7 protein-coding genes are annotated in these 9,089 nt (G+C 43.7%); 2 read left to right on the top strand and 5 right to left on the bottom strand.

The window, feature by feature from the left end:
- Positions 1–15 precede the first annotated feature (15 nt).
- The 4 genes from AB4513_RS22835 to deoD all read right to left on the bottom strand — a co-directional run bounded on the left by AB4513_RS22835 (position 16) and on the right by deoD (position 5,512).
- Positions 16–1,596, bottom strand: coding sequence for a GGDEF domain-containing protein (locus AB4513_RS22835; RefSeq protein ID WP_009845833.1), 1,581 nt, complete (start codon positions 1,594–1,596; stop codon positions 16–18).
- Positions 1,596–3,065: a hypothetical protein gene (locus tag AB4513_RS22840; protein ID WP_009845832.1), complete on the bottom strand. Its 1,470-nt coding sequence runs from the start codon at positions 3,063–3,065 to the stop codon at positions 1,596–1,598. The genes AB4513_RS22835 and AB4513_RS22840 overlap by 1 nt, the downstream gene beginning before the upstream one ends.
- Before the next feature lie 186 nt (positions 3,066–3,251).
- Positions 3,252–4,721, bottom strand: coding sequence for a transposase (locus tag AB4513_RS22845; protein ID WP_009845831.1), 1,470 nt, complete (start codon positions 4,719–4,721; stop codon positions 3,252–3,254).
- 80 nt (positions 4,722–4,801) lie between these two features.
- Positions 4,802–5,512: a purine-nucleoside phosphorylase gene (deoD, locus tag AB4513_RS22850; RefSeq protein ID WP_004732072.1), complete on the bottom strand. Its 711-nt coding sequence runs from the start codon at positions 5,510–5,512 to the stop codon at positions 4,802–4,804.
- 346 nt (positions 5,513–5,858) lie between these two features.
- On the opposite strand from deoD, the gene AB4513_RS22855 reads away from it, so the two are divergent.
- The gene (locus AB4513_RS22855; RefSeq protein WP_032555087.1) at positions 5,859–6,833 is read left to right on the top strand and encodes a L,D-transpeptidase family protein; all 975 of its coding nucleotides are present in this window, start codon (positions 5,859–5,861) and stop codon (positions 6,831–6,833) included.
- Between the two features lie 194 nt (positions 6,834–7,027).
- Here AB4513_RS22855 and AB4513_RS22860 read toward each other — a convergent pair whose 3' ends face one another.
- Positions 7,028–7,294: an Lpp/OprI family alanine-zipper lipoprotein gene (locus tag AB4513_RS22860; RefSeq protein WP_009845829.1), complete on the bottom strand. Its 267-nt coding sequence runs from the start codon at positions 7,292–7,294 to the stop codon at positions 7,028–7,030.
- A gap of 360 nt (positions 7,295–7,654) precedes the next feature.
- Here AB4513_RS22860 and AB4513_RS22865 point away from each other — a divergent pair, with 360 nt between their 5' ends.
- Entirely contained in the window at positions 7,655–8,986 is a 1,332-nt protein-coding gene (locus tag AB4513_RS22865) for a DEAD/DEAH box helicase (RefSeq protein WP_009845828.1), read from the top strand.
- Positions 8,987–9,089 lie beyond the last annotated feature (103 nt).

The following is a 9,089-nucleotide window of genomic DNA, read 5'->3' on the forward strand; positions in this document are numbered from 1 at the left end:
CAGACAGACGTGTTACTACTCTGTACACACTTGATTACGGCCGTTGGCTTTAGCTCGGTATAGGGCTTTGTCTGCACGATAGAAGGTACGCTGAGTATTTTCTCCATCGCGATGCAAAGTGATACCGATACTAACGGTTAAACCGCGCTCGCCGAGTATTTCATGCCACCCAAATTGGAAGATACGCTCTCGATAATTTTCAGAGTGCATTTCTGCTTTCGCAAGGTCAGTATTCTCAAGGATGACAAGGAACTCTTCTCCGCCAAACCTGACACATGACGCGCCTCTAAACTTAAAGTATGAACGCAGTTCTTGAGAAACGCTGACGATCGCTTTATCACCCACTAAGTGGCTCAGTTCATCATTGATTGACTTAAAGTGGTCGATATCGATAACCATTAATGCGAAAGGCGTTTCGTGTAGCAGTAGATCTTTCAGTTTCACATCTAACCAGCGACGGTTGTGTAACCCGGTCAGTGGATCGGTGAAAACATCTTGTTGTAGCTGAGCAACTGTATTTTTATGTTGCTCTGTTGTCTCTTTTAGCTCTTTGTTCTCTTGTTCGGAGAGAATGAGTTTAAGTTGTAATTCAAACCGTGATAGACGGCGCAGTTGGCTTGCACCAAGTTCGCTGATCGGGATCTGCTTCATCAGATCCGTTTCAATTCGGTAGCCTTTCTTCTCGTAGCTCAGCGCTTCTTCAAAACGACCTTGATTCAAACATACATCACTTAGAGAATCATAGAAGTGCTTCGCAAGCACAGGCGACGAGCCGGGCTTCACACGTTTGTGGGTGCTCGACAAGATCATACTTGCATAGTCTTGCTTTCCGGTCGCACTCAAGCAATGTGCTAACTCTAGACGAGTCATGGTCGCGAGCCAACTTGCTTGAGTACTGTTGGCTGGATATTGAATTTTTGACAGACAACGAAGCGCTTCATGGTGCTTTTTCTTAGCACGGAGCACTTTTGCTTGATACAACAGTATCTGAGCTGTGAGTAGCTTATCACTCACTAAAATGCTCAGTTCTTCGCATTCGTTCAGTAAGTCGCTGGCCGCCGTTATTCGGTTGAGCAGTAGCAGACTTGCTACCATATAAAGCTTGAATTTCAGACGAAGTGATCGACTGCTTATCGCGTGATCTATGCTATTGATTTTTTGGTAGTAGCGAAGAGCTCTGCTGTGGTCTCCGTAAGCGTCACACAGGTTCCCCATACCTAAGATAGCCATTACATATTCATCGATATGTCCGTGCTCAACGGCGATTGTCGATGAGCTGACGAATTCATTCAGTGCCGACGTGTAATCACCAATTTCAACCAAGCGATTACTTAAGCTGGTCTTTACAGTAAGAATATCTTCTATATCTGTAGGAAGGTGGAGTAGGTCGAGTGCCAGTTTTAACTCATCAATACTGGTTTGATTTTGTCGTAACTCGGCGCGGTACTCAGAGCTGATGATGTAACAGTGTGCTTGTTCTGTTTGTGTAGTCGAAACGTGTTGGCGAATATGATTCCAGAATATGATCGCCTCTTCACCCGATACCGATGAAGGATCTAGACCTGCATCTGTAATCTTGCTTAATAGGGTTTCCATCATTCTGTTACCTCAGCATCGTCTTCTTCTAGTTGTTCAAGAGTGAACGGGAACGTCAAAATATCGTTGAGGCTGACGGTCGGTCTCGAACCTTTTAATCCTTTTCTGTGCCATGGATAGATATCTAGCATGGTGGTCAGAGTTTTGAAGATCTGGTCAGCAGCTTCGTCTTTTTCGGAAAGCATAAGAGCCACACGTTCCGAACTTAGCCTTGCAATGAAGTCGTTCTGATTACACAAGGTATGTGCTATCTCGGTACAGACATCTAAGTAATCGGTATCGATGTGATGGAACATGATGATGCAGTGATTAGAGCGTTTAAGCTCCGTCTTAAATAGTACCAGTTTTTCCCACCAGAAGGTTTCGGAAACGACATAAGAGAGGTGCTTTTCCGGGTCGTGTTCGTGTTGACCTCGAATGCGGTTAATTAGCTTACGAGCTCTCTGTTCAAGCTGGCGTTTTGAACTGCGCGCTTTGTCTAAACCGACACGATTTGTTTGTTCTTTAAGCATGCCGGTAGAATATTGACGATACTTCTTAAAAGCGATCAATGCGGCTTCAAAATCTTGATTTTCTTCTGCGACTAAAGACTGTTGATAACAAATTTGGCTAAGCAGTTCGCCATTATCGAATTCGTTTGCTGACTCTTCTGCCAGCCTTAGCAACTCGGCGGCTTGTTCTGGCCTCTTTCTTAAGAGCTCCAGTCTAGCTCGACTGATGTAGGAATGCGCTTTCATCCATACAAGGTTGTGCTCTACTGCTAGCTTGTGCGCTTTGGCTGTGGCTCGTTCTGCATCATCCAAACGTTCAAGGCCAAGTAGGGCAAGGCCTCGAAAATCCCATACTTCAGCGTGCCAAGTATTATCTTTATATTCTTTTAGTGCTTCTTCTGCACCGTCGAGCACCGATAGCATTTCAACATAGTTGTTGAGCAGGTAGTAATCCCATGCGAGAAGTATTCTTGCTTTGCCTTCTAACCAACCAATGCGGCTGTTATTCGCTACTTTTACAGCGAGCTGGTGGGTAGAGCGTGCAAGTTTATATTCGTGAGTCATTCGCCAAATGTTGCCAAGGCCAATGAGGCATTCAATTTGAATCTCCACTTCATCAACCAGTGCAGATTGTTCTAATGCATTGATCCAGAACTGTTGGGCGGAGTAATACTTGGCTTGTCCCCAGAATTGGAGAGCGTGTAAGTGGAGAATTTCAGGGAGAAAATGATCGGTATCTAATCGGCTTTGGCGTTTGTAGGCTTCCTTGATGTATTTTAAACCTTTCTGGTAATCCATAAGGTTCCAACAACATCTCGCCATTAACATGAATGACTGGATAGCGCCCTCTTCAAACAGAACTTGCTCTGATCTGACTAGGCATTGTTGTGCAATCTCTAGGATCACCAATGGCTCAGAATCAACGCGAGTTTTGAGTTGTTCTAGTTCGGTTTCAAGAAGGTACTGATTTTTGTCCAAGGCTTAGATCCATAATTATCGAACATATTGATAACACAATCATTATAGGAGTGTGATTGATGATAAGCATCAATTATCTCTCGCTGAGCATAAAGGGGACACGTATCTTTTCCAATTTTGGGTGTTATCTCATGCTTTTGCTTTGAAATCAATGAGTTCTAGAGCGCTTGTCTAGATGGTAAATTTCTATGAAAGCAATTGCTTAAGAGTTAATGGCTGCTCTGTCACACCTAAGCGTTGTGCTGCCGTCAACCCTTGCTTATCTTGGTAGCACAGATTGTGCCAAGATCTAAATATGTCGAGTAATGGAAGAATGCCCCCAGGACGAAGTTTACGTCTTGGCTCATTGATGAAGCTATCAAATAACAACTGAAAACGTTGTTGATAGAACTTTGTTTGCTGAATTGAAGCTGTATTAAGCCACTGTTTTGGTTCTGGATTATTACCCGTTAGGTAGCAGATACCTTTTTGACTGTCACCTTGACTCGCGATAGCCCAACGATCGCGCCACCAACTCATATGAACGATGTCGATCTTTTCAAAATTTTGGTCATCTTGCCAACCTGAGTCTTCCTCTACATACATAAGGTCAACATTTTGACTCTGAATACGCGGCAAGCAAACGCTTAGAGCGGCAGATCTTAGTAATGGATCTTGTGGCATATAGATCGTGACATGCTTATTCTCATCACACATATCAAGCACGTGTAGGAAGTGAGCATAGGAAGTATAAGGCGGTCGAATTAGCGCGCCCTTCGAAGGGTAACTGAATGTCGTAAGGTTCCCCATTGGGTCCTCTACATTACCTCTCGCAAGAATTACTTGATATTGCTGCTCAATGCGCTCTTTCAGTTTGTCAGACGGCTGAGGAAGTTCGAGATTCGCTTCTGAAGAGTGCTCTTTAGACACAAAGCGTGCAACGTCATCATAAGGGTTGTGATCAGCACTTCCAGATGGTTCTTCATTTTGAGAGTAATTGACGTGTTGGCAAAGGATGTAGCCAGAGTGTGCCTCGCCAGTCGCTATCCATACCACACCATTGTTGCTTTTCGGTTGCAGGCGTTGGTAGTGAGAAGCGAATTCGTAATCTTTAGCATGGTTGACCCAACGAGCATCGATCATCGCTAACTTGCGACGACAGCGACTGGCGATATGGTCAACATGATCATAGAAAGTCTTTGGATTGATCTCTAACTTTCTACAAATTTCACGTACTGAATACCCCATGAACAATAAGCCCATGAGGTTCTCTTGAAACTGAAGTTTTTTGTTGGATCCTGACCACTTATCAACGAAGGTTGATTGGCAGTCTTTGCATCTGTAACGCTGCCTATCGCCACTGTAGCCGAAGGCATGATAAAGATGTTTGTGGGTATGAACCGATAAACCAAAGTTATCGCAATCATCATTACGACAAGCAGGGAGCCCGTCGCTGTGAAGTTGTCTTAGGCGATGAAGTTCGCTTAACACTTCACGATTGTTAAGTAAGGGGGGGAAAGCTCCACATTCACGACAAACCATCGCTGGACGCTTAGGGTTTGCGTGTTGCAAAACATACCGTTTTGCATCGCTCAAGCCAAAGTTGTCACACGCCAATGTTTTACAAAAGTTGAGTTGCAAACCATCCGCATCTTTTGGCAGCTTGTCGTTAGACACGATCTCCCCCTCGGGATTATTTGAGCAGCCAAGTGAGCTTGGCTGCGGGGTAACGCTTTTCAATGTATCTTATCAATTCGTTAGATGTTGATTGCAGTCTCTAGAGCAACTTTCATCATGTCGTTGAAAGATTTTTGACGATCTTCAGAGCTTAGTTTCTCACCACGGATGATGTGGTCAGATACTGTTAGGATAGTTAGAGCTTTAGCACCAAGATCCGCAGCAACACCGTAGATACCAGCTGCTTCCATATCAACACCAAGGATGCCTAGCTTTTCCATTTTTTCGAAAAGGTCAGCTTCTGGAGTGTAGAAAAGGTCTGCAGAGAATACGTTACCAACTTTAACTGGAACTTCTTGTGCACGTGCTTGGTTTACGGCTTCTTCTAGAAGACCGAAATCAGCGATTGCCGCGAAGTCATGGTTGTTGAAACGAATGCGGTTTACTTTTGAGTCAGTCGATGCACCCATACCGATAACAACGTCCATTAGTTTAACGTCATCACGTACCGCACCACAGCTACCTACGCGAATAACGTTCTTTACGCCGTACTCAGCAATTAGCTCATGTACATAGATGCAGCACGATGGAATACCCATACCGTGGCCCATTACAGAAACTTTCTTACCTTTGTAAGTGCCTGTGTAACCAAACATGTTGCGAACGTCACAAACTTGCTTCACGTCATCAAGGAATGTTTCTGCAATGTATTTTGCGCGAAGCGGGTCGCCTGGCATAAGTACAGTTTCTGCGAAATCACCAGCTTGAGCATTAATATGAGGTGTAGCCATGGTCGTTCTCCAAAGTTTTAACGGTAATTATAGGAACAGGGTTTTATTAATTACCGATTCTGTTGAATTGAATTCGTTTTGTTGAGGCAATATTAGCGAGTTAAAGCGAGGCTCCGTGAGATGTTTGTCACAAATTTGCTCTACCTTTAAAGTATTATTCATATGGATAACCAAATATGTTGAAAGTTTAGAGGCAATCGATTTTGTGTGGTTAAATTACGCTATGTCCAGAAGAAAAACGACAAATAAAGGCCTGTTGCATATCAGCTTGGAGCAACAATACGTTGTCGCGACGTTTGATCAGCGATAATCTAAACTTTGATAGAAAGACCAACCAAGGAATTGTATGTCGTACTGCGCTAACTCGACGCCTTTGCACTCAATGAGAACACAGATACGTAAGGTAGCTTTACCTCTAGTGAGGGTCACCATGCTTGTGGCAGCGATGGCTTCGTCGTGTGTGTCTGCGGCGACCTTTGTACTGCCTCCGGCTGAAAGCCGTATCGTCGGCAGAATACAGCAACACGAAGTGGCTGCTGGCGAAACGTTGGCTATCATTGCTAAGCAATACGATATTGGTTTTCTCTCTTTAATGGCGGCAAACAAAGGCGTTGATCCTTTTCTTCCTGCTGAAGGTTATGTGTTAAGTATCCCTAGCCGTTTGATTCTGCCGGATACGCCGAGAAAAGGCATTGTGATTAACCTTGCCGAGTTAAGGTTGTACTTCTTTGAACCTGAGAAAAATCAGGTGCACGTATTTCCTGTTGGCATCGGTCGAGTGGGGCGAGATACCCCAGAGATGATCACTAAGATAAGCCAAAAAAGACCCAATCCGACTTGGACGCCTCCAAACTCAATTCGTAAAGAGTATCTAGAGAAAGGGATTGAGCTACCAAAAGTGGTTCCTGCTGGGCCGGAAAACCCTCTTGGCGAGTATGCATTACGACTTGCTTATGGTGCAGGTGATTATCTGATACACGGCACCAATAAAGACTTTGGGATAGGCTTGCGAGTCAGCTCCGGCTGTATCCGCATGGAACCTAAAGATATTGAGTGGCTTTTTGAACAGGTTAGTCGTGGTGAGCAAGTCACAATAATCGATGAGCCTATCAAAGTATCTTTAGAGCCAGATAGGAGCGTGTTTGTTGAAGCTCACGAACCATTGACGCGAAGCGACGGCTCTAAGAAATTATTGCAAATCCCCGTTGAATTAAAATGGTGGCTTGAAGATGCAGATCTACCAAATTCAAAAGCGAAAGCGGTGATATTTGCTCAAAATGGCGTGCCTGTTGAGATAGCACCACCTGTGATTGAGTTCTAATTTGATTGCCTCTTCTGTAACAAGGGGCGTTTATTTTTGTCTACTTGAATTGATACCTTCTACTCGAATTAATGCCTTCTATTCGAATTAGTAACGCCCAAAAAAAGCACCACATCCGTTAAGAGGTGGTGCTGTCTATTTACTGCATTTTGCGACTGATTTAATCTACAGCTTAATCGCACTGAGCTCTCACACTATTTAGTGTAAGACTCTGCGATGTTGTCGATACGGTCGTTAGCACGATCCGCTTCTTCTTTTGCTGCCATAGCGGCTGCAGCTGCTTCTTGAGCTTTCATTTCAGCTGCCGCTTTATCGCCTTTAAGTGCTTCAACTTCACTGGTTAGCTCAGCAACTTGGTTAGTCAATTGATCCATTTGTGACATTGCAGCTTCTTCTGGCTCAGAAGAACAACCAGCTAAAATGAAAACTGAGGCTGCAGCTGCGATTAACGTCTTATTCATAAGAACTCCTTGCTTATTTATCATCAAAAGATGCGCTATACATTCTTTATCATATAGTCGCTTCATTAATGATTGTAGCGACTAATTTTTTAACTGCAAAAACAATAACTAGAGAAATTACTAAATTTTTGAGGTAATTAGCTGAGCGTCACGTTATGTCTCGTTTATGAGATGGAGGGGTGAGAGCCGGTTTTGATGTGTTTTGGAGAGTTATTTCTTTGCGAGCAATGCATACAATGTTCTAGCAAACGAGAGATAAAGGGATAAATTTTCTGTGATCTCTATCCTTATAAAGTACTTTCGCGGTATCATGTCACGTTAAATTAATTTTATTCAATACCATCATGACTGGAGAGTCCTTTGCACTTTAAAGATTTAGGCTTAGATAACCGCTTACTGAAGAACTTAAAACATTACGACTTCAAGAAGGCGACAGAGATCCAATCAAAAGCGATCCCTGTTGCTATTGCTGGTAAGGATCTATTGGCTTCATCAAAAACGGGATCAGGAAAAACATTGGCGTTTGTGTTGCCAATGATTCATAAAGCATTAAAAACAAAAGCGTTTTCTGCTAAAGATCCTCGTGGTGTAATTTTGGCTCCTACTCGTGAGCTAGCAAAACAAGTTTATGGCGAGCTGCGTAGCATGCTTGGTGGTCTGTCTTACGAAGCGACACTTATTTTGGGTGGTGAAAACTTTAACGACCAAGTTAAGGCTCTGCGTAAGTACCCTCGCTTTATTGTTGCGACTCCAGGCCGTCTTGCGGATCACCTTGAGCACCGCTCACTGTTTTTAGATGGTGTTGAAACGCTGATCCTTGATGAAGCTGACCGGATGCTAGATTTAGGTTTCGCACCTGAATTGCGTCGTATCGCGAATGCAGCTAAACACCGTCGCCGTCAAACGTTGATGTTCTCTGCGACACTTGATCACGCGGAAGTGAACGACATTGCAAATGAAATGCTAGATTCGCCTAAACGCATCTCAGTGGGTGTTTCTAACGAACAGCACCTTGATATCACTCAGAAGTTTTACCTGTGTGACCATCTAGATCATAAAGAAGCAATTCTGGATCGTGTTATTGAAGAAGCTGAATACCGTCAGGTGATGATCTTCACGGCAACTCGTGCTGATACTGATCGCCTAACCGAGAAGTTAAACGAGAAGAAGCTTAAAGCGGTGGCATTGAGCGGTAACCTAAACCAAACGCAACGTAATGCAATCATGAGCCAGTTCGAGCGTGCGGTTTACAAGATCTTGGTAACAACAGACGTTGCTTCACGTGGTATCGATATTCCAAACGTAAGCCACGTTATCAACTTTGATATGCCTAAGCATACAGAAGAGTACGTGCACCGCGTCGGTCGTACTGGTCGTGCGGGTAACAAAGGTGATGCAATCTCTTTGGTTGGTCCAAAAGACTGGGATAGCTTTAAGCGTGTTGAGCTTTACCTTCAACAAGATCTTACTTTCTCTGTACTTGAAGGTCTAAAAGGTAAATTCAAAGGTATTAAGCCGCGTAAACCTGCTTTTGCTAAAGGCGGTCCTGCGAAGAAGAAAACCAACACTCAAGCTAAGAAAACGCCGAAAAAACCGGTTAAGCGCGATAAGAGCTTCCACAAGAATGTGGCAGTGGGTGATACAGTATTTATCCCTAAGAAGAAAGTTGCGCCAAAAACTGACGACGAGTAATCAACTCGCGTGAGCTAAAAGATTATGTTTATAAATACAGATCTTTATACAAGCTAGCGTAAATAAAAACCGCCTATGAAGGGCTAATGCCGTTCGGATAAGC

The sequence above is a fragment of the Vibrio sp. 10N.222.54.E6 genome (assembly GCF_041473955.1).
GTDB lineage: Bacteria > Pseudomonadota > Gammaproteobacteria > Enterobacterales > Vibrionaceae > Vibrio > Vibrio tasmaniensis_A.

Excerpts from the sequence above, each read along its gene's own strand:
- AB4513_RS22835 (WP_009845833.1), bottom strand. The coding sequence starts at position 1,596 with ATGGAAACCCTATTAAGCAAGATTACAGATGCAGGTCTAGATCCTTCA.
- deoD (WP_004732072.1), bottom strand. The coding sequence starts at position 5,512 with ATGGCTACACCTCATATTAATGCTCAAGCTGGTGATTTCGCAGAAACT.
- AB4513_RS22855 (WP_032555087.1), top strand. The coding sequence starts at position 5,859 with ATGTCGTACTGCGCTAACTCGACGCCTTTGCACTCAATGAGAACACAG.
- AB4513_RS22860 (WP_009845829.1), bottom strand. The coding sequence starts at position 7,294 with ATGAATAAGACGTTAATCGCAGCTGCAGCCTCAGTTTTCATTTTAGCT.